This is a genomic window from Empedobacter sp. UBA6745 (assembly GCF_002453775.1).
Taxonomy (GTDB): Bacteria; Bacteroidota; Bacteroidia; order Flavobacteriales; family Weeksellaceae; genus Empedobacter; species Empedobacter falsenii_C.
This window is the reverse complement of record NZ_DKHL01000057.1, coordinates 151,276-175,205: the sequence shown is the minus strand read 5'-3', so window position 1 is coordinate 175,205 and position 23,930 is coordinate 151,276. Positions and strand designations below refer to the sequence as shown.

At 32.3% G+C, this 23,930-nt stretch carries 21 protein-coding genes and 2 tRNA genes; 7 read left to right on the top strand and 16 right to left on the bottom strand.

What is annotated here, in order from left to right; genetic code table 11:
- Positions 1 to 96 precede the first annotated feature (96 nt).
- On the top strand, positions 97 to 2,907 hold the full coding sequence (locus B4H69_RS16235; protein WP_291094902.1) for an alpha-amylase family glycosyl hydrolase: 2,811 nt from the start codon (positions 97 to 99) through the stop codon (positions 2,905 to 2,907).
- Positions 2,908 to 3,000: 93 nt separating this feature from the next.
- Complete coding sequence (locus B4H69_RS16230; RefSeq protein WP_180905792.1) at positions 3,001 to 4,035, top strand: sialidase family protein; 1,035 nt, start codon at positions 3,001 to 3,003, stop codon at positions 4,033 to 4,035.
- 54 nt (positions 4,036 to 4,089) lie between these two features.
- On the opposite strand, the gene B4H69_RS16225 is transcribed toward B4H69_RS16230, so the two are convergent.
- From B4H69_RS16225 to B4H69_RS16210, 4 genes are all read right to left on the bottom strand, one after another.
- Complete coding sequence (locus tag B4H69_RS16225; protein ID WP_180905791.1) at positions 4,090 to 4,806, bottom strand: TIGR00730 family Rossman fold protein; 717 nt, start codon at positions 4,804 to 4,806, stop codon at positions 4,090 to 4,092.
- Between the two features lie 70 nt (positions 4,807 to 4,876).
- The gene (locus tag B4H69_RS16220) at positions 4,877 to 5,581 is read right to left on the bottom strand and encodes a Bax inhibitor-1/YccA family protein (protein WP_180905790.1); all 705 of its coding nucleotides are present in this window, start codon (positions 5,579 to 5,581) and stop codon (positions 4,877 to 4,879) included.
- Positions 5,582 to 5,648: 67 nt separating this feature from the next.
- Positions 5,649 to 6,332 carry a nicotinamide riboside transporter PnuC gene (gene pnuC / locus B4H69_RS16215; protein ID WP_180905789.1) on the bottom strand — a complete coding sequence of 228 codons (684 nt, stop codon included), beginning with the start codon at positions 6,330 to 6,332 and terminating at the stop codon, positions 5,649 to 5,651.
- A gap of 110 nt (positions 6,333 to 6,442) precedes the next feature.
- Entirely contained in the window at positions 6,443 to 7,072 is a 630-nt protein-coding gene (locus B4H69_RS16210; protein WP_180905788.1) for a 4'-phosphopantetheinyl transferase family protein, read from the bottom strand.
- A 74-nt stretch (positions 7,073 to 7,146) separates the two neighbouring features.
- Here B4H69_RS16210 and ahcY point away from each other — a divergent pair, with 74 nt between their 5' ends.
- Together ahcY and B4H69_RS16200 are read left to right on the top strand one after the other, a co-directional pair.
- Positions 7,147 to 8,460, top strand: a complete 1,314-nt coding sequence (gene ahcY, locus B4H69_RS16205) for an adenosylhomocysteinase (RefSeq protein WP_038331025.1) — start codon at positions 7,147 to 7,149, stop codon at positions 8,458 to 8,460.
- A gap of 177 nt (positions 8,461 to 8,637) precedes the next feature.
- Positions 8,638 to 9,213 (top strand): hypothetical protein, encoded by a 576-nt coding sequence (locus tag B4H69_RS16200; protein ID WP_180905787.1) that lies wholly within the window; start codon positions 8,638 to 8,640, stop codon positions 9,211 to 9,213.
- A gap of 20 nt (positions 9,214 to 9,233) precedes the next feature.
- Here B4H69_RS16200 and B4H69_RS16195 read toward each other — a convergent pair whose 3' ends face one another.
- Positions 9,234 to 9,860, bottom strand: coding sequence for a hypothetical protein (locus B4H69_RS16195; RefSeq protein WP_180905786.1), 627 nt, complete (start codon positions 9,858 to 9,860; stop codon positions 9,234 to 9,236).
- A gap of 160 nt (positions 9,861 to 10,020) precedes the next feature.
- Here B4H69_RS16195 and B4H69_RS16190 point away from each other — a divergent pair, with 160 nt between their 5' ends.
- Positions 10,021 to 11,346 (top strand): aspartyl protease family protein, encoded by a 1,326-nt coding sequence (locus B4H69_RS16190; protein WP_180905785.1) that lies wholly within the window; start codon positions 10,021 to 10,023, stop codon positions 11,344 to 11,346.
- Between the two features lie 18 nt (positions 11,347 to 11,364).
- Here B4H69_RS16190 and B4H69_RS16185 read toward each other — a convergent pair whose 3' ends face one another.
- The 9 genes from B4H69_RS16185 to dnaE form a co-directional block, all read right to left on the bottom strand.
- Positions 11,365 to 11,955, bottom strand: coding sequence for a hypothetical protein (locus B4H69_RS16185; RefSeq protein ID WP_180905784.1), 591 nt, complete (start codon positions 11,953 to 11,955; stop codon positions 11,365 to 11,367).
- Positions 11,945 to 12,376, bottom strand: coding sequence for an RNA polymerase sigma factor (locus B4H69_RS16180; protein ID WP_244958052.1), 432 nt, complete (start codon positions 12,374 to 12,376; stop codon positions 11,945 to 11,947). Before B4H69_RS16180 ends, B4H69_RS16185 begins: the two co-directional genes overlap by 11 nt.
- A gap of 77 nt (positions 12,377 to 12,453) precedes the next feature.
- Entirely contained in the window at positions 12,454 to 12,717 is a 264-nt protein-coding gene (locus tag B4H69_RS16175; protein ID WP_180905782.1) for a hypothetical protein, read from the bottom strand.
- A 72-nt stretch (positions 12,718 to 12,789) separates the two neighbouring features.
- Positions 12,790 to 13,269, bottom strand: a complete 480-nt coding sequence (locus B4H69_RS16170; protein ID WP_180905781.1) for a DUF2938 domain-containing protein — start codon at positions 13,267 to 13,269, stop codon at positions 12,790 to 12,792.
- A 79-nt stretch (positions 13,270 to 13,348) separates the two neighbouring features.
- Positions 13,349 to 13,756 carry an NUDIX hydrolase gene (locus B4H69_RS16165; protein WP_180905780.1) on the bottom strand — a complete coding sequence of 136 codons (408 nt, stop codon included), beginning with the start codon at positions 13,754 to 13,756 and terminating at the stop codon, positions 13,349 to 13,351.
- An 87-nt stretch (positions 13,757 to 13,843) separates the two neighbouring features.
- Positions 13,844 to 13,920 (bottom strand) — tRNA-Asp (locus tag B4H69_RS16160).
- Positions 13,921 to 13,963: 43 nt separating this feature from the next.
- Positions 13,964 to 14,037 (bottom strand) — tRNA-Asp (locus tag B4H69_RS16155).
- Between the two features lie 127 nt (positions 14,038 to 14,164).
- The gene (gene trxA / locus B4H69_RS16150) at positions 14,165 to 14,482 is read right to left on the bottom strand and encodes a thioredoxin (protein WP_038331009.1); all 318 of its coding nucleotides are present in this window, start codon (positions 14,480 to 14,482) and stop codon (positions 14,165 to 14,167) included.
- A 110-nt stretch (positions 14,483 to 14,592) separates the two neighbouring features.
- The gene (dnaE, locus tag B4H69_RS16145) at positions 14,593 to 18,993 is read right to left on the bottom strand and encodes a DNA polymerase III subunit alpha (RefSeq protein WP_280045480.1); all 4,401 of its coding nucleotides are present in this window, start codon (positions 18,991 to 18,993) and stop codon (positions 14,593 to 14,595) included.
- A 380-nt stretch (positions 18,994 to 19,373) separates the two neighbouring features.
- Here dnaE and B4H69_RS16140 point away from each other — a divergent pair, with 380 nt between their 5' ends.
- The gene (locus B4H69_RS16140; RefSeq protein ID WP_280045479.1) at positions 19,374 to 19,877 is read left to right on the top strand and encodes a hypothetical protein; all 504 of its coding nucleotides are present in this window, start codon (positions 19,374 to 19,376) and stop codon (positions 19,875 to 19,877) included.
- Positions 19,878 to 19,892: 15 nt separating this feature from the next.
- Here the strand turns inward: B4H69_RS16140 and B4H69_RS16135 are convergent, their stop codons facing one another.
- Complete coding sequence (locus tag B4H69_RS16135; RefSeq protein WP_038331000.1) at positions 19,893 to 20,261, bottom strand: MerR family transcriptional regulator; 369 nt, start codon at positions 20,259 to 20,261, stop codon at positions 19,893 to 19,895.
- 9 nt (positions 20,262 to 20,270) lie between these two features.
- On the bottom strand, positions 20,271 to 21,221 hold the full coding sequence (locus B4H69_RS16130; RefSeq protein WP_280045478.1) for a M23 family metallopeptidase: 951 nt from the start codon (positions 21,219 to 21,221) through the stop codon (positions 20,271 to 20,273).
- A 99-nt stretch (positions 21,222 to 21,320) separates the two neighbouring features.
- Here B4H69_RS16130 and alaS point away from each other — a divergent pair, with 99 nt between their 5' ends.
- On the top strand, positions 21,321 to 23,930 hold the full coding sequence (gene alaS / locus B4H69_RS16125) for an alanine--tRNA ligase (protein ID WP_280045477.1): 2,610 nt from the start codon (positions 21,321 to 21,323) through the stop codon (positions 23,928 to 23,930).

The following is a 23,930-nucleotide window of genomic DNA, read 5'->3' as shown; positions in this document are numbered from 1 at the left end:
AGAAATTCCTCATTTAAAAATAGAGCTGTTACAAACATACTTGTATGTTTTAACAGCTTTTTTTATCTAATCTAATAATTCAAAAATCGCAATAATATGAAAACATTTTATTTAACTTTCATGTTGATTTGCCTTTCTTTCTTAAAGATCGATGCGCAAATCACTTCAGATCCTAGTCCGCCAGAAGCAGACAAATCGGTCACTTTGTATTTTGACAAAACAGGAACTCCACTAGAAAATTACCAAGGAAATCTTTATGCTCATACGGGTGTAACTGTTGATGGACAAGATTGGCAAAATGTGATTGGTTCTTGGGGAGATAATTCTTCTCAACCTCAATTTATTCATCAATCTGGTAATGTTTATAAATTAGAAATCACACCTTCTATCACAAGTTTTTACAATGTAGAGCCAAACAAAACTATAACTAAAATGGCTTTTGTGGTAAGAAACGCAGAAGGTAATCAACAAACCTCATCAGATATTTTTATCAATGTTGGTGCTTTGCAAGTTAATCTAATTCATCCGCTAGAAAACAGCACAACCAATGTGAATAGCGGTTCTAGTTTTAATATCCAAGCAACAAGTACAATTCATGTGAATTGGACATTAGAAGGTAACGGTAATACTTTTGATCAAGTAAATGATAGTAATTCATTTGATAAAAATTATACCATTTCACAAAATCAGAATTATACATTAAATGCAACTTTTAATGGTCAAACAATAAGCAAATCTTTTACAATTAATATCAAACCAACGGTTAAAGATGTAGCCATTCCATCTAATTTACATGAAGGAATTAATTATTTGGCTAATGATTTTACAAAAGCATATTTGGTTTTATACGCTCCACAAAAAGAGTTTATTCATGTAATCGGAAGTTTCAATAATTGGCAACTTTCTGATCAATATGTGATGAATCGAGATACAACTAACAAGGATTTATATTGGATTGAATTATCTAATCTTAAAGCAAGTGAAATCTATACGTTTCAATATCGAACAAGTGATGGAATCAAAACTGCAGATCCTTATTCGACTTTAGTTTTATCGCCTTATGATGATCCGTATATTACCGCAGCAACTTACCCAAATATGCCTGTATATCCTACTGGACAACAATTTGAAGTTTCGGTTTTACAAACAAATCAAGCAAAATACAATTGGAAAGTTTCAAATTTCAATCGCCCAAATAAAGAGAATTTGATGATTTACGAATTATTAATTCGTGATTTCAATTCGACAAAAACATGGCAATCTTTAATTGATGATTTTGATTATTTCAAAAAATTAAACATTAACGCAATCGAAGTTATGCCCGTAATGGAGTTTGAAGGAAATATTTCTTGGGGTTATAATACAGCTTATCATCTTGCTTTGGATAAAGCTTATGGACCAGCAGATAAAATGAAAGAATTCATCGATTTGTGTCATCAAAATGGAATTTCAATCATTTTAGATGTTGCTTTAAATCATGTTTATGGTCGATCTCCGTTGGTTAGAATGTGGATGAATGATCCCGACAATGATGGTTTTGGAGAACCAACTGCTATAAATCCTTATGTTAATCAAACTGCAAAACATAGTTACAATGTTGGATACGATTTAAATCATCAATTAACACCAACTCAAAATTATGTACAACGTACATTAAAACATTGGATTGAAGAGTTTAAAATTGATGGATTTAGATGGGATTTAACAAAAGGATTTACACAAAATTGTACACCTTCTGATGAAACTTGTACAAACGGATATCAAGCTGATCGTGTAGCAATTTTAAAAAAATATGCAGATATGCAATGGACAATTGATCCGAATTCCTACATCATTTTTGAGCATTTAGGAAATAATGGTTCAGCACAAGAGGAAACAGAATGGGCGAATTATCGCATTAACGAAGGTAAAGGAATTATGCTTTGGGGTAAAGCGACTAATAATTTTAATCAAAATACAATGGGATATGCTTCGGATAGTAACTTTGATTGGTTGAAGCATACTGTAAAAGGTTTTACGAAAAAACATTTGGTTGCCTATGCAGAAAGTCATGATGAAGAAAGAATGATGTACAAGAATTTACAATATGGTGCATCATCAGGAACTTATAATATAAAAGATTTAAAAACTTCTTTGGAAAGACAAAAAGCTCTTGGTGCAGTTTTATTTACAATTCCTGGTCCTAAAATGTTGTGGCAATTCGGAGAATTAGGATATGATTACTCGATAAATCATTGCGAAGATGGAACAAATAATGACGGATGTCGCACCAATCCAAAACCTATTCCAAGCGAAATTGGTTACTTAACAAATGCCGATAGAAAATCTGTTTATGAAGTTTGGTCAAAAATTATTGGTCTTAAATTAAACAACAAAGTTTTCGAAACTGATAATTATACAATTACATCTGGAGATTTAAAACCGCGTATTCAGATTACAAATAATTTATTATCGTCGTCTGATTTATATGAGGTAATTGTTATTGCAAACTTCACAACAAGCACTCAAGCAATTGCGCCACTTTTTCCATTTACAGGAAATTGGTACAATTTGATGGACGAAACAACGCTGAATGTCACCAATACAAATTCATCATTTACAGTTAATCTAAATCCAGGTGAATTTAGAATTTTCGGGAATGCAAAAGCAAATTTATCAACAGATAATATTGAGGTTAATTCAGAAAAAATCTCTGTAACTCCAAATCCAGTTTCTTCCTCTTTTTCATTAAATATTAATTCAGAAAAAGTAAAAATCTATGATTTAACAGGAAAACTGATCAAAGAGTTTTCAGGAAAATTTTCAGCGATACATCAATTTAACATCAAAGAATTACCAAAAGGTATTTACATTCTTGACATTGAAGCTAAAAATCGAAAATCGTCTGCGAAGCTGATTAAAAATTAATTTTTCAAAAAAGCCATTAAAACAAATTTTAATGGCTTTTTCATTTTCTCAAATCGTTGAAAATTCTATAACTTGTCGGTTAATTTACACACCATGACAAAAAAGAAAATTCTACTTACCTTTTTTTCCATCGCTTATACGCTGGGATTTGCCCAAACCAACAAACAAGTTTTATTTACAAGCAAAAATAAATCGAATGTCAAATGTTATCGCATTCCGAGTATTATTACATCAGCAAAAGGAACATTGATTGCAGCGATTGACGAACGTGTTCCAAATTGTGGCGATTTGCTTTACAATCCTGATATCAATATTGTAATTAGAACAAGTGATGACAAAGGAAAAACATGGTCAGAAATCAAACGAATTGTTGATTTTCCTGATCAAGAATCTGCTTCTGATGTATCGATGGTTATGGATGAAAAGACAAAAGAAATCTATCTTTTTTACAATTACATGAATCATAAAATTGCAAAAAATGAATTCAGATTACATTTTGTAAAAAGTGCTGACAACGGAGAAACATGGTCAAAACCTGTTGATATTACAGATCAAATTACGCCAACCGAATGGAAAAAAGATTTTAAATTCATTACTTCTGGTCGAGGTACATACACAAAAGAAGGTTGGATTTTGAATACATTGGTTCGATTGAAAGATGGTGTTTATGTATTCGGAAGTAAAGATCATGGGAAAACGTGGGAACGAATTTCGAGTGTTGCGGAAAAAGCGGATGAAACAAATATTGTACAGCTTCCAAACAAAGATTGGATGTTGAATGCACGTATTCAGAATGCTGGTTTCAGAAAAATATTTATCTCGAAAGATCAAGGAAAAACGTGGACGTCTAAAATGGAAGAACAATTAATTGATCCAACTTGTAATGCTTCTACATTGGTTTTAGGAAAAGATATTGTGTTTAGTAATTTGCATGATCCGAAAGATCGTCAAAACTTGGGATTGAAAGTAAGTAAAGATCAAGCGAAAACATGGAATTTTATAAAAACAATAGAACCAAATTCTTCGGCTTATTCCGTTTTAACAAATATCTCAAAAAATAAAGTCGGAATTTTTTATGAAGCTGATGATTATCAAGATATGGTTTTTGAAGTAGTTGATTTAAAATAAATTCAATCATAAAAACATAAAAAAACCTCATCAAATGATGAGGTTTTTCGTTGCTTAAAAATTAAGCTTAATATTATATTTTTCGTAGAAATTCTCGATATGAGCAACGGCTTCTTCCGCTGTATCAACCAAACGGAAAAGATCCAAATCTTTCTCAGAAATATAACCTTCTCTCAAAACTGTTTCTTTGATCCAATCGATTAAACCTGACCAATATTCAGTTCCAACTAACACAATTGGGAAACGACCTGTTTTCTTCGTTTGTACCAATGTCATCGACTCAAATAATTCGTCTAACGTTCCGAAACCTCCTGGCATTCCGATAAATCCTTGCGAATATTTCACAAACATTACTTTTCGTGCAAAGAAATAATCAAAATTAATTTCATACTCGCGGTCGATATATTTGTTCAATTCTGTTTCAAAAGGCAATGTAATTCCCAATCCAACAGAAGTTCCTCCACCCTTTTGCGCTCCTTTGTTTGCAGCTTCCATAATTGCAGGACCTCCACCAGTAATTACTCCAAAACCAATCTGCGTTAATCGGTATGCAATGTCTTCTGCTAATGCATAATATGGATGATCTGGAGAAGTACGTGCCGAACCAAAAATAGACACACATGGTCCTATTTTAGACATTACTTCGTAACCATTTACAAATTCTGCCATAATCTTGAACAACGCCCAAGAATCATTTATTCTAATCTCGTTCCAATCTTTTGGTCGAAACGGAGATTGTATTCTATCGTCTTCCTTTTCTTTATCTGTCATAGTATTTTAAATAAAAAAACCGCAACAAAAATGCTACGGTTCAATATACAAATTTATTGTTTCTTAATGATTAATCTCTACTCATAAAAATTCTCAAAATATACCAAAACAATAACATTAATGAAGCAAATAACGACAATGCCGCTGCAACATATTGTTGTGTTCCGAACTCATATTTTAATTGGTGAGTGTTGTACAAAATTGCTCCTCCAGCCAAGGCACACATTCCAACTGAGAACCATAATCCTAAATCGAACCCGAATAACATTCCTGCAATAATCAATCCAATTGCTAAGAAAAATCCTATAGTTAATGCTCCTCGTAAAATAGAGAAATCTGCTTTTGTTAAAAATACAATAGCCGATAATCCTACAAATAATCCACCTGTTACAACGGCCGCTTGTTTTATCACATAAGTTCCGCCATAATATAATGCAATGTACAGCATTGGCACAAAGATTAAAGCTTCTGCAACTATGTATAAAAAGTAGCCTAAATATTGTTTAGATTTTGAAATCGATCCGTACGCCATTTTTTGTGCAACCCATGTAATTCCCATGAAACCTGCTAATAAAATAAGCCAAAGATATCCAGAAGTTAAACTTAACATAAAGCTGACTAATGCTTCTGATTTTAACATCAAAGATTCGATTAAAACAAATACCAAAACTCCTCCAGCAACGTGTCCGTAAGTATGTTTATAGAAATTTGCCCTTTCTACGCTTGTTGCCTGTGCAACCAATTGGTTTTGTTGATATACGTGTTGATTTTCCATATTCGTAATTTTTATAGGTTTTTCAAATTCAATTTACAAGGCTAAAATACTAATTTTAAATTATTTCTTAGCTCACTATTTTCTGTGAATTTTTGGCTGATTTTATCCAATCGATTAATCCGATAAATGATAAAATCAACAAGACAATATATTGCACCGAAGTGATAACTGCTCCTTTGTAAATCATTAATGGAATCATGATTAAATCGCCGATAATCCAGAAATACCAGTTATCAATTTTTCGTCGCGCCATCATCCACATTCCAATCAAAAAGATAGCGGTCGTCGAAGCGTCTACAAAATCAATTTTGGTATAATGTAATTTGCATTGATTGATAAAATTAACATCAAACCCGTTTTGAATGACTGGACGGAAATAATAAATCGTCAAAATAAAGATAAAACTCAACGCGAAAAGTAACGTTGCGTACAGATACTCTCTCTTCGTTGCCCACGAAACATCTACATGTTTATGATCGGCTTCGAGATTTTTTTGCCACAAAACCCAACCATAAATCGCCATTGAAGTATAGTAAACATTAATAATTGTTTCACCATATAATCCCCAATTAAAAAATAAATAAATGAAAATAAATGTTGAAATAATTGTAGTTGGATAAACCCAAATATTGCGTTTATAGGTATAATAAACCGAAATAATTCCGAACAATGTTGCTATTATTTCAAGTAAAATATTCAGTGTAGAATAAGTTTTGTAAGGCGCAAGGATGTAATCAATAAAATCGTTCATTCTTAAGTTGTGAGTTGTGAGTTGTGAGTTGTGAGTTGTGAGTTAAAAATAATTCTTTCTAAATCGTAAATCAAAAATCTAAATTCGTAATTCTAATTTCTAACTTTTACTTATTCATAATCCAACACCCAAACCAAATAATATTCACCAATCATTTTATAGAATGCATGATATTTACGAGATTTCACATCGTCCGAAATCCAACAAATAAATTGTTTATTCTCTACTAATTCAAATTCTTCTGCACGATAATGATTCAAAAAATTCCAAAGATTACCACCATTCAACTTGTACAAACCTTCTTTCATTCCCCAAATTATATGCAGATATTCAGTCTCGTGCTCTTGAGGAATCCAAGCTATTTCATCTGGACGGGCAAACTTGTGTTTAATATTTAGGATTTTTTTTGGACGAGCCAATTCAATATCAATCCCAATATTATATTCGCTCACACCAACAGAAACCAATCCATAAGAATGTGTGATAGAAATTTCTTTATTTGTAGGTAAAAAAGGTTTTCCACGTTCGTCATAATTTACATCATAATCCAAGTCCAATTTCTTTAGACAAGCGCGCAAACCAAGATATTCTCTGGCCTGTTTAGGTCGAAGATTATTATATTTTTCCATCCTATACTCCTCTAAATGAAGATATTCTAATAATTCTTCATTCGATTCTGTTACATTCCACGTAATAATGCGGGTATGTTTAAAATCGTTAATATAATCGATAACGGGCATTTTATTAATCGAAATTTGTTTGTAAATTTGTTCCTTATAAACTTTAAAAAAAAGTTAGTTAAATATATCAATTGATGGATACAAAAACGCAATACATTCCATACAAAGTTAAAGATATTTCTTTAGCTGAGTGGGGAAGAAAGGAAATTACGTTGGCTGAGGCAGAAATGCCTGGGTTGATGGCTATCCGTGAAGAGTACAAAGCTGCTCAACCTTTGAAAGGTGCTCGCATTGCAGGTTGTCTACACATGACAATCCAAACTGCAGTTCTTATCGAAACGTTGGTTGCTTTAGGAGCTGATGTTACATGGTCGTCATGTAATATTTTCTCTACACAAGATCACGCTGCGGCTGCAATTGCTGCTGCTGGGATTCCTGTGTATGCTTGGAAAGGGATGAACGAAGAGGAATTCGATTGGTGTATCGAGCAAACATTATTCTTCGGAGAAGATCGTAAACCATTAAACATGATTTTGGATGATGGTGGAGACTTAACGAATATGGTGATTGATCGTTACCCAGAATTGGTTGCTGAGATCAAAGGATTATCAGAAGAAACAACTACGGGTGTACACCGTCTTTACGAAAGAATGGAGAAAGGTACATTGCCTATGCCTGCAATTAACGTAAATGATTCTGTAACAAAATCTAAATTCGACAACAAATACGGATGTCGCGAATCTGCAGTAGATGCTATCAAACGTGCTACTGACCTGATGATCGCTGGTAAACGTGTTGTAGTTTGTGGATTTGGTGATGTTGGTAAAGGTACAGCGGCTTCTTTCCGCGGTGCTGGAGCAATTGTTACAGTAACAGAAATCGACCCTATTTGTGCTTTACAAGCATCTATGGAAGGTTACGAAGTAAAAAAATTAGATACAGTGGTTGCAAACGCTGATATCGTAATTACGACTACTGGTAACTTTGGAATTGTACGTGCAGAGCATTTCGAGAAAATGAAAGACAAAGTAGTTGTGTGTAACATTGGTCACTTCGATAACGAAATCGATATGGCTTGGTTAAACGGAAACTACGGAAACACGAAAGAAGAAATTAAACCACAAGTTGACAAATACAACATCAACGGAAATGACATCATCATTTTGGCTGAAGGACGTTTAGTTAACTTAGGTTGTGCAACAGGACACCCTTCTTTTGTGATGTCAAACTCTTTCTCTAACCAAACTTTAGCTCAAATCGAATTGTGGACAAATTCATCAGCTTACAAAAACGAAGTATATACTTTGCCTAAGCATTTAGATGAAAAAGTTGCAGAATTGCATTTAGCTAAATTAGGAGTAGAATTAGAAGTTTTATCTCAAGAACAAGCAGAATACATTGGTGTAACGGTTGAAGGACCATTTAAACCAGAATATTATAGATATTAATTAATTTTAATTCAAAATTTTTATTTGAAAAAAGAAAAAAGCACTTAACTATATGCCCTCGCCCTGAACAAGCGAGGGCTTTTTTGTTAGTCTTATTCTTCAAACTAATAAACTAATGCTTAATCATTTTTAAAATATTATCTTTAAATCATTATTGAATAATTTTTATTACTGATTATGATTAAAAAATGTTTACAACTTGGATTCGTTTTAATTGGTTGTTCTTCACTTTTTGCACAAACTGAAAAACCTTCAGAAATATTCTGGAAAAATCTCGAAAAACATTGCGGTAAAGCTTACGAAGGAAAATTGCCTGAACATATTACGCGCGATGATTTTGCAGGTAAAAAATTAACCATGCATGTAAAAAGTTGTTCAACAAACGAAATTAAAATTCCGTTCAATGTTGGTGATAATTATTCGAGAACGTGGATTTTGACTAAAAAAGATGGAATCATCACGCTAAAACACGATCATCATCACGAAAATGGAACTTCGGAAACAATTACATTTTATGGAGGAATAAATACAAATTATGGTTTCAAAGATTTCCAGATGTTTCCTGCTGATCAAGAAACTGCAAGATTAATAGATTATGCTTCGACAAATATTTGGTGGATTACCTTGGATGATAAAACGTTTAGTTACAATTTGCAAAAAGCAGGTTCTAAAACACCTTTCAACGTCTATTTTGACTTGACAAAAGAAATTGAAACTCCGCCAGCACCTTGGGGTTGGGGAACACCTCGATAATAAAAAGCTGAAAAGCTCTTTTATCTTTTTATCAATAAATCAGCATTGATTGCAGGCGTAATTCCTAATGGTGTTTTCATCCACACATCAGAATCAGTCGTTTTATATAAACATTTAGCCAGCAAAGCTCCACTAAAATAAATTGGCTTTTCAACTTCTGTTAATAATTCTACTTTAATGAAAAAATCATCTTGATATTTAATATTCAAATCACGTAAATCCATCGAAAAGACATCATTCTGTTGATATTCTTTTTTTACAACAACTTCAAAAGGTTTTTCTAAAATTGATTGAGCTGGTTTCCCATTATTCATTGCCGTTAAATCAACTTTCAAAAGAATAGAATCTAATTTCAAACTATTACTAAAATTGAAATTAATACGTTGAAAAGTGAATTCTTTTTTAGGCGCATTTATTGGAATTGCAAATTCTTTGGTAAACTTAGGAAGTGAATCTTTACTAAAATTAATATCAGCCGTTAATCCGATTAAAATTGATTTCGTCTTGGTATCCGAACCAACACGTTTCAATCGAAATTTGCTTTTATCATACAAAATCGTTTCATGTAATTCTATCGTATCTTTTTTATAATCTTGTGCATTTGCAAACGTTATAAAACATAAAAAAAGAAAGTAAATTTTTGTCATCTATTTGGTTTTTAAATCATTTATCAATTTTATAAAATATAGATGTTCAAAATTCACAAAGGTTACACAATAACATGTTAAAGTTTTAATTCTAACATTAAGAATAATCTTATTATCACATCATTTTTTTTGCATAATTTTAATAAAAACTGAAATTTGAATGAAAATTAGATTATTACTTTCAATAATTTTTGTGTTTACTTTTTTACTAATTCATGCACAAAAAAAGGAACTTTCTTTGGCCGAAAATGTAAATAAAGAAACTATCTCATTTCAATTTATCAAGAATTTAGTTGTTGTTCCAATTACATTTAATGGTCATCAAATGAATTTCATTGTAGATTCTGGTCTTAAAGAAATTATTTTATTCAGCCAATATGACAAAACAATTAACAAAAACAATCTTCGCCAAATTAATTTAAAAGGTCTAGGAAAAGATAATGCTGATACCAAAGGATTTTTTTCATCAAATAATCAAATCGAGATTGGTAAAAATTATTCTTCAAATAATATGGATATTATCGTGATACAAGACGAGAATTTCAACCTCTTTTCTCGATTAGGAATTGAGGTTCATGGAATAATAGGTTCTGAATTTTTCAAAAACTATCCAATTCAAATAGATTATGCAAAAAGAAAAATCACCATTTATAAATCGATTCTTGAAGTTAAAAAATTAAAGAAATTTCAATCAAATCCATTAGAAATAAGTCCAGAAATAAAGCCTTTCACAACTGTTGATTTTACGCATCAAACAACTTACACAAATCAAAAAATGTTGATAGATATCGGAAATAGTGATGGTTTATGGCTTTTCGAGAATCAAATTGAGAATTTAGCACCTTTACAACATGTATTTTCGGATGAATTGGGCAAAGGTTTTAATGGTTCTATTAATGGTAAACGTGGGGTTATAGATGCTGTAAACTTAAATAAATATAAACTTAATCAACCTTTAATTGCCATTCCAGATATCGAATCAATCCAATATATTAACTTTAAAAATAATCGAAAAGGCTCTCTCGGAAATGAAATTTTGAGAAGATTTACAATTATTTTAGATTATAAAAATCAATTGTTTTATTATAAACCGAATCGAAATTTCAAAGATGCTTTTCACTACAATAGAAGTGGATTAACGATAATTCATGATCAATTTGAATGGAAAAATGAAAAAATAAATATTGTATCACAAAATACATCTATATCTGAATATAATTCTATCACGACAAACAAAGTTAACTATCAATATGTGATGAAACCTATTTATAAAATAGAAGCGGTTCGTAAAAAATCGAATGCAGATTTAGTGGGTTTGAAAGCAAATGATATACTTACAAAATTGGACGGAAAACAAGTGAATAAAATGAGTTTAGATGATATCGAAAAATTTATGATTAAAAATGAATTTCAGCAAATTTCTGTAGAAATTCTCCGAAATAATGTTCCAATGAAATTTAAGTTTGTACTTAATATTCCATATTAAAAAAAGAGTAACTTTTGGTTACTCTTCTAATTGATGTAATATATTTTCTAATTCTACCAGATTCTTTTTATAATAAGTAGAAATCCACCATTTTAATAATAAAACGCAAATTAAAACATAGAAAAATAGTGTGAGAAAAATATAAAGATAAAACTGAAATTTGTATTCAAATTGCAACGAGTTTGGATGTTGTATATACGAAACACCAATAATCATCAACATTAAAATACAGATCATGTACGAGTAAATACTGTAAATATCAATCGCAGATTTGTAATTGAAATAAAACCAATTGATGTTCTTTAACGAATTATATTCCAGATGATATGATCGTTTATAAAACTTGAAAACATAAATAAACGGCACCAAAAAAGTCAACGAAACACACAACAATGTCCACCAAATTGTTGGCGTATTTGCATCAAATAAGAAAGGAAAAGTATATAAAAACAATAATCCTAATAATTGAAAATAAAACTCTTGTTTCAATGTTTTTCTTACTTTATCAATAATGGTATTTGCTTCTTGATTAAGCTCAAGATTTGGATCAATTTTCACTTCATCTGAAGATTGATTGTCCCATTGTTTTTGTAATTCATCAAAATTCATAACCGTATTTTTTTATGATGATTTGTATTTTTTCTTTCGTTCTGTTCAATTTCACACGTGCGTTTCCTTCCGAAATTCCCAAGTTCATACTAATTTCCTTGTGATTCTGTCCTTCCAAAAACAGAAAAATCAATGCTTTTTCTACTTTATTCAATTCATGAACTGCTTTATAAAACAATTCGAGTTGTGTTTCTTTTTCACCAGAATTCATCTCATCTACTTGATCAATATTTTCTAAAAAAGTATGACGATCTGCTTTTTTCTTTTCTTTTCTAAAATAAGTTAACGCCGTGTTCAACGAAACGCGATACATCCAAGTTGAAAATTGAGATTTACCTTCGAATCGATCAAAAGATTTCCATAGTTGCAAAACAATCTCTTGTATCAAATCATTTTGATCTTCAGAATTATCCATATACATCTTAGCGATTTTGTGTAAAATCCCTTTGTGTTGATCGATTAATTCTAAAAAAAGAGTTTGTTTAGCTTCCAAAATCGTTACTTTATTTTTTTCAACGCAACTTGTTCATCGTCGATAAATAAAATACAATTGACTCCGAAAAATTCTTGCAAAATATTTACTTTGATCTTTAACTTTTCATCTTTAGAATTTTTTAAATGCCCCGTTAAAATTGGTGCAGAAAAATAGTTAATTTGATAATCTTGTAATTTGTCATTTACAAAAAGTTTTTCGCCAGAAAACCAATTATTCTCGATTCTGATAACATTATTTTCAACTGTTGTTTCCCAAATAGATTTCATCGTTTAATTATTTTAGTGTTTACTAGTAAGTAGGAAAAAAGTAAAAACGTTACAAACTTTTTTGAAAAATATTTAGAATAGAGAAAGAGTTAATGCAGAAATATATAAGCCAAAACCAAAAATAAGATGTGTGAGTAAACTGCGAAAACGCATTACATTTGGCGACGGAAGTTTTGAAGATGCAATTCCAAGCCCAAATGCTGGTTGCATAATAAAAAAAGGTGCGACAATTGTAAATAATCCTACAAATAAAGCAGGAAAAATTGTAGGATGATTTAACCATTCTACCCCAAAAATCACGACTAATAAAATAGAAAATGTAATTCCGATTAAGTAATGCGCCAACCAACCGATAAAAACTTCATTTTGAATTGGTTTTGAATCAAATATTTTATCATGCGTAAACTTTCCATTTGCAAAATGTCCAATCCAACGGCCTACAAATCTATAGTCCAAAGATTTAATATTGAATAATTTCAAAATAAAAGCCCAAATATCCATCACAATTGTTGCTCCAACGCCAACCAATATTGTTTTTATAATTATCTCCATCATTTATTTTTTAAATAAAGATAGATTATTTTTTAATTAATGCAATACAATCGCATTAGTGTGTTTCAAAAATATTTGCTTAAAATTCCATTTCTAACCAAATTGGTAAACTGAATTCTTCTAATAAATGAGCCAATTGAAATTCTTTGTAATTTTCTTTCGTTATCCACACCATTTCTTCTATCTCAGAAGCGATTTTAAGCGTTTCTAATGATTTTAATTTAACATGAAACACATTTGCATGAACTTCAGTATTCGCTTCGTTAACGGCAATAGAAGTATGTTGTCCTAAAAATGAAACATCGTTCTGTAGAATATCAACATTAATCTCTTCTAAAAATTCGCGTCGAAGCGTTGTTAATAATTCTTCATCTTGCTCTCGTTTTCCTCCAACCATCTGAAAAAATTTCGATTTCTTTTTTCGGACAGCTAACATTCTACCTATTTCATCTGTAACCAAGGCGTTCACCAAATAAATATAATTCATTGTTATGCGTTATGCGTTATGCAAAAGTAGAATTTAGGAAAGTTTGGAGCAAAAAAAAGCTTCACAATAAGTGAAGCTTATAAAAGTTGGCGATCCGGACGGGACTCGAACCCGCGACCACTTGCGTGACAGGCAAGTATTCTAACCAACTGAACTACCGGATCAGAAATTATAAAAAATATATTGTGTAAAAGAACGAACTTTTTGCGATCCGGACGGGACTCGAACCCGCGACCACTTGCGTGACAGGCAAGTATTCTAACCAACTGAACTACCGGATCAAAATCTGTATCGATTTCGGATTGCAAATATAGGCGGTTTTCTGATAAAACCTAAACTTTTTTCAAAAAAAATCTCGGAAATTTTGCATCCGAGATTCTTTTATTTCAAAATCAGCGATTTAATTTATTATAAAATCGCGTTTAATTTTTCTACTAATTGCTCTTTTGGAACAACTCCTACAACTTTGTCTACTACTTCTCCGTCTTTGAAGAATAAAATTGTAGGAATGTTGCGGATTCCATATTTCGCAGCAACTTCTTGGTTTGTGTCTACATCAACTTTACCAATAACTGCTTTTCCTTGATATTCTGTAGCAAGCTCTTCCACAACTGGACCAACCATTCTACAAGGACCACACCAAACAGCCCAAAAATCAACCATTGCTGGTTTTCCTGACTCTATAATATCTGATGCAAATGATGCGTCTGTTACTTCTAATGCCATAATCTTATATTTTTTTATCTAATCTTAAGTTTACAAATCTACATAAAATTTTATTCTTGAAAAATTTCGTTCATATTATCTATCAATTATTGAATAGATGAAACGAATAATTAATTCAGTTTGAATGTAATTTCCTGCAATTCATCTAATTCTTTCAACAAATCTCGACAAATGTTAATTTTGATTTTACTTGCTGGTAAATCCAAATTGTTCAAATAATCTTTTGGATCAATTAATTGAATTTTTAATAATTTATCTCCTTGATATTTGAACATAATATCTGATAATTTGCTAAATGTTTCTTCCGAAAATTCTGGAACTTCAATCTTCACCGTCATTTTTTCGGCTTGCTTTTCCACAATTTCATTCAACAACAAAATATTTGTGATGTTTTTATACACACGACCTTGTGTTACATTTCCTTCTTTGTCTTTGAATTCTTTTTTCGAGATATTCAATTTCAAATTCAAGAACATATTTTCTTGCATAAAGTGTCTATACTTCATATAATCGCTCCCAAAAACCATGATATCCATCGAATCTGTATAATCGCTAAACGTAAAAATACCAAATTCGTTTCCATTTTTGGCAATTCTATGTTGAATATTTGACATCATTCCACAAATCGAAACTTCTTTGTTGACAAAATTATCTTCATTCGCATTGATATCAGAAATACTACAATTTGAAGCCATTTTCAACTCATGTTTGAAATCATCCAAAGGATGCGAAGAAATATAAATTCCAACAACTTCTTTCTCCTTCGACAAACGTTGTAACATATTCCATTTCTCACAATCTGGCAACATCGGAACCACATCTTCTACAACAGAATCTCCTCCGAAATCACCAAATAAAGAAGTTTGAGAAGAGTTTTTTTGCTCCTGATAATTTCCTCCATATTTGATTAATTTCTCCAAATTCGTCGTTGTATTATCGATAAAGAAATAACGTCCACGATGAAATTCGAACGAATCAAAACCTCCAGCCAAAACTAAATTTTCGATTGTTTTTTTGTTCACCGTTCTTAATTCGACACGTTTCACAAAATCGTAAATATCTTTGAAAGGTCCATTTTCTTCTCGTTCTGATATAATTGAATTTACCGCAGCATGTCCAACTCCTTTTACAGCACCCATTCCAAAACGAATTTCATAATTTTCGTTTACGTTAAACTTCGTAATCGACTCGTTGATATCCGGTCCAAGAACCGCCAATCCCATGCGTTTACACTCTTCCATAAAGAACGTAACCTGCTTGATATCATTCATATTATTTGAAAGAACAGCCGCCATATATTCGGCAGGATAATGCGCTTTTAGGTAAGCCGTTTGGTACGCAACCCATGCATAACACGTCGAGTGCGATTTATTGAAGGCGTAGGATGCAAAGGCTTCCCAGTCTGTCCAAACTTTTTCTAAAATCTTAGGATCATGCCCTTTTTCTGAAGCTTGCGCAACAAATTTTGGTTTCATTTTATCCAAGACAGCTTTTTGCTTTTTCCCCATTGCTTTACGCAAAACATCGGCATCACCTTTCGAGAAACCTGCTAATTTTTGCGAAAGCAACATTACTTGCTCCTGATAAACCGTAATTCCGTAGGTTTCTGATAAATATTCTTCCATCGCATCCAAATCGTACTGAATCGGTTCTTCCCCATTTTTACGACGAACGAACGACGGAATATATTCGATAGGACCCGGACGATAAAGGGCATTCATAGCAATTAAATCGGCGAAAACTGTCGGACGTAAATCCTTCATGTATTTTTGCATTCCGGGAGACTCGTATTGGAAAACCCCAACCGTTTCTCCGCGCTGGAAAAGCTCATATGTTTTTTCGTCATCAATCGGAATTTCATCCGGATTAATTTCGATTCCTGTTCTCGCTTTTACTAATTTGATGGTATCTTTAATCAAGGTTAAGGTTTTCAACCCCAAAAAGTCCATCTTCAATAATCCGGCACTTTCTGCAACCGAGTTATCAAATTGTGTTACATATAAATCTGAATCTTTTGCCGTTGTTACAGGCACGAAATTCGTGATATCATCTGGCGTAATAATTACCCCACACGCGTGAATTCCCGTGTTACGAACAGAACCTTCTAAGATTTTTGCTTGCTGAATAGTTTCTGCAGCTAAATCGTCTCCAGTTGATAAACGTTTTAATTCGCTTACAGCATCAAATTCTTCTGGTTTTAAGGCTCCTTTTAATGCAGCTTCATCTAAATTGAAGATTTTAGATAACTTCATATTCGGAATCAAACCTGCAACACGGTTCGCATCAAACAATGGTAAATCTAATACACGAGCGGTATCTTTTATAGAAGATTTCGCCGCCATTGTACCATACGTAATGATTTGCGCAACTTGATTTGCACCATATTTATCAATTACATAATCCATTACCAACGATCGACCTTCGTCATCAAAATCGATATCGATATCGGGCATAGATACACGGTCAGGATTCAGGAAACGCTCGAAAAGTAAATCGTACTGAATTGGATCTAAATTGGTAATCCACAAACAGTATGCTACAGCAGAACCCGCAGCAGAACCACGTCCTGGACCAACAGAAACGCCCATTTCACGTGCCGCCGCAATGAAATCTTGTACAATCAAGAAATAACCCGGATAACCAGTTTTCTCAATCGTTGCTAATTCAAAATCTAAACGTTCTTTAATCTCATCTGTTAATTCGGGATAACGAATTTTGGCTCCTTCGTATGTTAAATGTTTCAGGTAAGCATTTTCTCCACGTTTTCCTCCATCTTCATCATCTTCTGCATGATGAAACTCTTCTGGAATATCAAATTTTGGAAGTAATACATCGCGATAAAGCGTGTACTCTTCTATCTTATCAATAATTTCTTGAATATTAATAATCGCATCAGGAACATCTTGAAACAATTGTTTCATCTCAGCTTCAGACTTGAAATAATATTCTTGATTCGGCAAACCAAAACGGAATCCGCGACCACGACCAATTGGCGTTGATTGTTTTTCTGCATCGCGAACACACAACAAAATATCGTGTGCATTCGAATCGTCTTGATTAATATAATAGGTATTATTTGTCGCAACAACTTTTACATTGTGTTTACGGGCAAACGCAAGCAAAGTCTGATTAACACGATCTTCATCTTCTTGTCCGTGACGCATCAATTCGATGTAAAAATCATCGCCAAATTGCTCTTTCCACCAAAGTAAGGCTTCTTCGGCTTGCTTTTCACCAAGATTCAAAATTTTATTTGGAACTTCACCTTGTAAATTTCCAGACAAAACAATTAAATCTTCTTTATATTCTTCGATAATCGCTTTATCAATTCGAGGCACATAATAAAAACCATCTGTATATGCCTTCGACGCCATTTTTGCTAAATGATGATAACCATTTTTGTTCTTTGCAAAAACAACAATTTGATACCCGTTATCTTTTTTTGATTTGTCTAAATGATTCTCACACACAAAAAATTCTGAACCAATAATCGGCGTAATCAATACTTCCGTTGGTTCTTTTCCTTCTTCAATTAATTCTGCATTCTTTTCTTTTGCTGCTTTGTTGTGATTCTGAACTGCCGCATTAAAATGGAACGCACACATCATATTTCCATGATCGGTAATTGCAACTGCAGGCATTTTATTCTTTACTGCAGCGCTCACCAAATCATTGACAGAAATCGTTGATTGCAAAATTGAGAATTGCGTGTGATTATGTAAATGTGCAAATTTTGCTTTTTCAAACTGCGCTAAAACTTCCTCTGAAATTTCAACTACCTCATCTCCTCCATCTTCTTTGGCTTTAATTTTCGCAATTTCTTCCGAAGCCTTTTTAAGATTAACGTGATTTAGTCCAACTGGCTGAATATTTGTTTCATTAATTTCATTAAATCGAACAAAATATTCGTCTTCAACTTCTAACTCATTTTTTGTAAAAATACCTTTACGAATCAACTCGAAAAAACAACGCGTAGTTGCCTCCACATCGGCAGTTGCATTATGCGCTTCACCAAATGGAACACCAAAAAGATATTGGTGCAACTCCGTCAACGTTGGTAATTTGTAACGACCACCACGACCACCAGGAAGTTTCAATAACTCGGCAGTCACCTCGGTACAGGTATCTAAAACAGGTTTTTCAGCTAAATTATTTTCATAATTCAGACGATAAAATTCGGCTCCCATAATGTTAATATCGAAACCTAAATTTTGTCCAACAATGAATTTAGCTTTACCTAAAACTTCGTTGAATTTATCTAAAACTTCTTTTAATGGAACACCTTTTTCGGTAGCCAAATCAGTCGAAATTCCGTGAATACGCTCAGAATCATACGGAATATCAAAACCATCTGGACGAACCAAATAATCTTGATGTTCAATAATTTGTCCCATTTCATCGTGCAATTGCCAAGCGATTTGTATACAACGTGGCCAGTTGTCGGAGTCAGAAATCGGCGCATTCCAATCTTTCGGAAGACCAGTTGTCTCTGTATCGTATATTAAGTACATTGAGTTTTCGTTTGAATCTGTAAATTTACGAAATCTTAGGAGAAGATTTTCTTAAGATAAGTTAAGAAAGTTTTTATAGAAAATGTAATTTTATTAAAAGATATATATCCAATATGTTTTACGTTTATACTATTGCAATACCACTTTTGATTATTTTGTCTTTTTATTTCGTTGAACGAAAAATATTCAAAATAAATAACCTTCTCCTTTTAGTTTTTCTATTCTGGCTATATTATATCGGTTTATATTTTTTAGAATATTTTAAAATTTTAGATGACTCTTGGATTTTATATTCTATTTTTTTCTTCTTGTTTCCTATCACTATTATTGCATTAATTATAAAAATTGTAATGATTATTCTAAATAATTTTAAAAAATAAATGAAACAAAAACTAATTTATATACTCTATTGGGCAGCAATATTTACGGTTTCAATATCAATGTTTGTGTATGGGATTTTAAAACCAGCTCAATTCACAAATATGGATAACAACATTAATAATCATCTTTCTGAAGGTCATCGATTGATGTGGAATTTTTATAGTTTTACCAAAGGTTATCCAATAATCATTGGAATTTTTGAAGTGATCGGTGCAATTACTTTACTTTTTAGAAGGACAAGAATTTTTGCATGTTTACTATTAACCACAATTTTAATCAATATAATTCTACAAGATTATTTTTATGAAATTGTTGCGCTAAATTCTTCTATTTTTTATCAAGTTTTGATCTTTGTTATCTTAATTATTGACCGAGAAAGAATGATTGAAATTTTTTCGAAACTATTTGAATTAAAAACTAAACTAAAACCAAACTGGATTTTAATCATTATAAGTTTTATACTTGCAATTGGCTTTAAATTTATTGAAACAAAAGTTTTATAACCAAAAAAGATGAACTTAATTCAGTTCATCTTTTTCTAAAATTTCTTCCGATTCAAAACTCATTTTAAGTTTGATGAGTTCATCTTTTATATTTTCTAATCGTTTCACAACATCTATTTCATCTGTCGTTGTCGCAATTCCTTTTTTACCAATCGCTTGTTTTGCGCCTTCTAACGTATAGCCTTTTATTTTGACCAAATAATAGATATTCTTGAAACAATCAATATCATTTTTGGTAAATAATCGATTTCCTTTTTTGTTCTTTTTGGGTTGAATAATTTCAAATTCTTTTTCCCAAAATCGAATCAACGATGCATTTACATCAAAGGCTTTGGCGACTTCGCCAATCGAGTAATATAGTTTATCAGGCAGGTCTACGTTCATTATCAGCGTTTAATCCAAAGATAATGACATTTTTTTAGAGTTTTGATAAATTTTAATGAAATCGTCTGGATCAACATCATTGTAGAAATACATAATCGGATCTACAGGTTCTCCATTCTTGTGAATTTCGTAATGCAAATGCGCTCCAGTAGAAAGTCCAGTCGAACCAACATACCCAATTACATCACCTCTTTTCACTTTTTGTCCACTACGAACTTTAGCACGCGACATATGAGCATATAAACTTTCGTAACCGTTTCCGTGTTTTAAAACAACCATATTTCCGTAACCCGAATTAAATTCAGAAACTTTTACAGAACCATCTCCAGTTGCATAAATTGGTGTTCCTGTAGAAGCAGCAAAATCTAAACCTTTGTGCATTTTATTCACTTTCAAGATCGGGTGAAAACGAGATCCATAACCAGAAGCTAATCTGCTTACATATTTATCTGCAACAGGTTTTAGAACTGGCATTGATGATAAATTAGCATCTTTAACACCAGCAGAACGAAACACTTCGTCCAACGATTTTGATTCAATTTCGATTTTATCGATTAATTTCTCAATATCTTCTGCTGTATAATTATCAATTTCTTTGTTTACAGAATCGATGTTTTCATTGACACGCATATCATAAATTGTACGATAAATATTGCGATCTTTTTCTTCGATTTCTGTCAAAGCTTCTTCTACTTCTTTGAATTTTTTATGTAATTGCTGATTTTCATTTTCCATTCTTTCCAACTCAGCCAATAATTTGCTTTTGTCGTCTTTGAATTTTCCTGCTCTCGATGCATATTCAGAATCATTAAAATGATATCCAATCATACCAGCAGATATTGTCGATAGACATAAAAATAGTAATACGTATAATGCTGTTTTAGGAGTTTTTTGAACTCTTTTCTTTGCCCAACTCATCAAAAATTTCACAGAATTATACTTATAGTTTTTATTTTCCATTACTTAACCAACCTTTTATTATCTTTGTAAAACGTTTGCAAAGTAACGAATATTGTACGAGTAAACTTGTTAATCAAATGATAAAAATAATTTAATTAGATGAAATCCAAAGATATAAGAAAAGAATTTCTGCATTTTTTTGAGACAAAAGGCCACTTAATAGTAGACTCAGCGCCGATTGTTTTGAAAGACGATCCGACATTAATGTTCAATAATTCGGGGATGGCACAATTCAAAGAATATTTTTTAGGAAACGGAACTCCAAAAAGTAATCGTATCGCGGATACACAAAAATGTCTTCGTGTTTCTGGTAAACATAATGATTTGGATGATGTAGGAAAAGATACTTACCACCACACGATGTTTGAAATGTTAGGAAACTGGTCTTTTGGTGATTATTTCAAAAAAGAAGCAATCGCTTGGGCATGGGAATTACTAACAGAAAAATACGGAATCTCTAAAGATCAAATTTATGTAACCGTTTTTGAAGGTGATAAAGGTGACGGAACATCATTAGATGAAGAAGCATTAGAACTTTGGAAACAACATATTGCGGAAGACAGAATTCTTTACGGAAATAAAAAAGATAATTTCTGGGAAATGGGTGATATCGGACCATGCGGACCATGTTCTGAAATCCACGTAGATATTCGTCCAGAAACTGATCGTTTAGCCGTTGATGGTAAAACATTGGTTAATATGGATCATCCACAAGTTATCGAAATTTGGAACTTGGTATTTATGCAATATCAACGTAAAGCGGATGGTTCTTTAGAATCTTTACCGGCTCGCCATATCGATACAGGTATGGGATTTGAGCGTTTGGCAATGGTTTTACAAGGAAAATCATCTAACTATGATACAGATGTTTTTCAACCAACAATTCAAAAATTAGAAGAAATTTCTGGTGTAAAATACGGAACAGCAGAAAAAACAGATATCGCGATTCGTGTTGTAGTTGACCATTTACGTGCAGTTTCTTTTGCAATTGCAGACGGACAATTACCATCAAACACAGGAGCAGGATATGTAATTCGTCGTATTTTACGTCGCGCAATTTCTTACGGATATCGTTTCTTAGGTCTTAAAGAACCTTTTATCTATAAATTATATCCAATCTTGAAAGCTGAAATGGGCGATTTCTTCCCAGAATTAGTGAAACAAGAAACAATTGTAACTGGCGTTATTCGCGAAGAAGAAGCATCTTTCCTACGTACAATTGAACAAGGATTAAACCGATTAAATCAAATCATTGAGCAATTAGGAGATTCTAAAATTGTTCCTGGTGATGTGATTTTCGAATTATATGACACATTTGGTTTCCCTGCAGATTTATCTCGTATTGTAGCAGAAGATCACGGCTTCACAATTGATGAAGCTGGTTTTGAAGCTGAAATGGCAAAACAAAAAGAACGTTCGAAAAAAGCAACTGCTTTGGTAACGGATGACTGGGTTATTTTAGATGACAAAGGAAACGAAACGTCTATCGCTTATGATAGTACAGAATCTGAAGTAAAAATTACACGTTACAGAAAAGTAAAAAATAAAAAAGGAGAATTTTTCCAATTAGTATTCAACCAAACGCCATTCTATGCAGAATCTGGAGGACAAATTGGTGATACAGGATCTATTTCTACTTTGAATGAAACAATTGAAGTTGTTGACACGAAAAAAGAAAACAACTTAGTGATTCATTTTGTTGAAACTTTACCAGAAAATGTAAACGCTACATTCAATGCAAAAGTTGACACAGAAAAACGTAACGAGACAACGAAAAATCACTCTGCAACACACTTAATGCACGAAGCATTACGCGAAGTTTTAGGAACTCACGTAGAACAAAAAGGTTCTTATGTGGGAGATGATTATTTACGTTTTGACTTTTCTCATTTCTCTAAAATGACAGATGAAGAAATCGCAATTGTTGAGCAAAAAGTAAACGATAAAATTGCAGAAGCTTTACCATTAATCGAAAAAAGAGATTGTGATATCAACAAAGCTATCGCTGAAGGTGCAATGGCTTTATTTGGTGAAAAATATGGTGATAAAGTTCGTGTTATTCGTTTCGGATCTTCAATCGAATTATGTGGTGGTACACACGTAAAAAACACAGCGGATATTCGTTTGTTCAGAATTTTATCTGAATCTTCGACTGCTGCTGGTATTCGTCGTATCGAAGCAATTACATCAAACAAAGCTATCGAAGCGTACAAAGATGCTGAGAAAAACTACAATGATGTTTTGGCTGCACTTAAAACGAAAAATGATGCGGTAAAAGCGGTTCAACATTTATTAGATGAAAATGCTGAATTGAAAAAACAATTAGAATCTTTTGTTGCGCAACAAGCTGCTGCTGAAAAAGCGACTTGGAAAGCTGCGATTAAAGAAATTAATGGTGTTAATTTCTTAGCGGTTAAAACGAATTTAGATACAAATGCCGCAAAACAAAATGCAATTGATTTAACAAAAGAAATCGAAAATGCATTTATCGTTGTTGGTACGAATGATGCAGTAAAACCATCGATTACAATTTCTATCGCAAAAAACCTTGTAGATGAAAAAGGTTATAACGCAGGACAAATTGTAAAAGAAATCGCGAAGCACATCAATGGCGGCGGAGGTGGACAAGCTTTCTTAGCTACAGCAGGTGGTAAAGAGGTTTCTGGTTTAGATGCTGCACTAAAACAAGCAGAAGATTTTGTTAAATAA

Excerpts from the sequence above, each read along its gene's own strand:
- B4H69_RS16220 (WP_180905790.1), bottom strand. The coding sequence starts at position 5,581 with ATGGAAAATCAACACGTATATCAACAAAACCAATTGGTTGCACAGGCA.
- B4H69_RS16165 (WP_180905780.1), bottom strand. The coding sequence starts at position 13,756 with ATGAATTATATTTATTTGGTGAACGCCTTGGTTACAGATGAAATAGGT.
- B4H69_RS16170 (WP_180905781.1), bottom strand. The coding sequence starts at position 13,269 with ATGGAGATAATTATAAAAACAATATTGGTTGGCGTTGGAGCAACAATT.
- B4H69_RS16135 (WP_038331000.1), bottom strand. The coding sequence starts at position 20,261 with ATGAACGTAGACCTGCCTGATAAACTATATTACTCGATTGGCGAAGTC.
- B4H69_RS16195 (WP_180905786.1), bottom strand. The coding sequence starts at position 9,860 with ATGACAAAAATTTACTTTCTTTTTTTATGTTTTATAACGTTTGCAAAT.
- ahcY (WP_038331025.1), top strand. The coding sequence starts at position 7,147 with ATGGATACAAAAACGCAATACATTCCATACAAAGTTAAAGATATTTCT.
- B4H69_RS16130 (WP_280045478.1), bottom strand. The coding sequence starts at position 21,221 with ATGGAAAATAAAAACTATAAGTATAATTCTGTGAAATTTTTGATGAGT.
- B4H69_RS16210 (WP_180905788.1), bottom strand. The coding sequence starts at position 7,072 with ATGCCCGTTATCGATTATATTAACGATTTTAAACATACCCGCATTATT.
- B4H69_RS16185 (WP_180905784.1), bottom strand. The coding sequence starts at position 11,955 with ATGAATTTTGATGAATTACAAAAACAATGGGACAATCAATCTTCAGAT.
- B4H69_RS16175 (WP_180905782.1), bottom strand. The coding sequence starts at position 12,717 with ATGAAATCTATTTGGGAAACAACAGTTGAAAATAATGTTATCAGAATC.
- B4H69_RS16200 (WP_180905787.1), top strand. The coding sequence starts at position 8,638 with ATGATTAAAAAATGTTTACAACTTGGATTCGTTTTAATTGGTTGTTCT.
- B4H69_RS16235 (WP_291094902.1), top strand. The coding sequence starts at position 97 with ATGAAAACATTTTATTTAACTTTCATGTTGATTTGCCTTTCTTTCTTA.
- pnuC (WP_180905789.1), bottom strand. The coding sequence starts at position 6,332 with ATGAACGATTTTATTGATTACATCCTTGCGCCTTACAAAACTTATTCT.
- B4H69_RS16180 (WP_244958052.1), bottom strand. The coding sequence starts at position 12,376 with ATGTATATGGATAATTCTGAAGATCAAAATGATTTGATACAAGAGATT.
- dnaE (WP_280045480.1), bottom strand. The coding sequence starts at position 18,993 with ATGTACTTAATATACGATACAGAGACAACTGGTCTTCCGAAAGATTGG.
- B4H69_RS16225 (WP_180905791.1), bottom strand. The coding sequence starts at position 4,806 with ATGACAGATAAAGAAAAGGAAGACGATAGAATACAATCTCCGTTTCGA.
- alaS (WP_280045477.1), top strand. The coding sequence starts at position 21,321 with ATGAAATCCAAAGATATAAGAAAAGAATTTCTGCATTTTTTTGAGACA.
- trxA (WP_038331009.1), bottom strand. The coding sequence starts at position 14,482 with ATGGCATTAGAAGTAACAGACGCATCATTTGCATCAGATATTATAGAG.
- B4H69_RS16190 (WP_180905785.1), top strand. The coding sequence starts at position 10,021 with ATGAAAATTAGATTATTACTTTCAATAATTTTTGTGTTTACTTTTTTA.
- B4H69_RS16230 (WP_180905792.1), top strand. The coding sequence starts at position 3,001 with ATGACAAAAAAGAAAATTCTACTTACCTTTTTTTCCATCGCTTATACG.
- B4H69_RS16140 (WP_280045479.1), top strand. The coding sequence starts at position 19,374 with ATGAAACAAAAACTAATTTATATACTCTATTGGGCAGCAATATTTACG.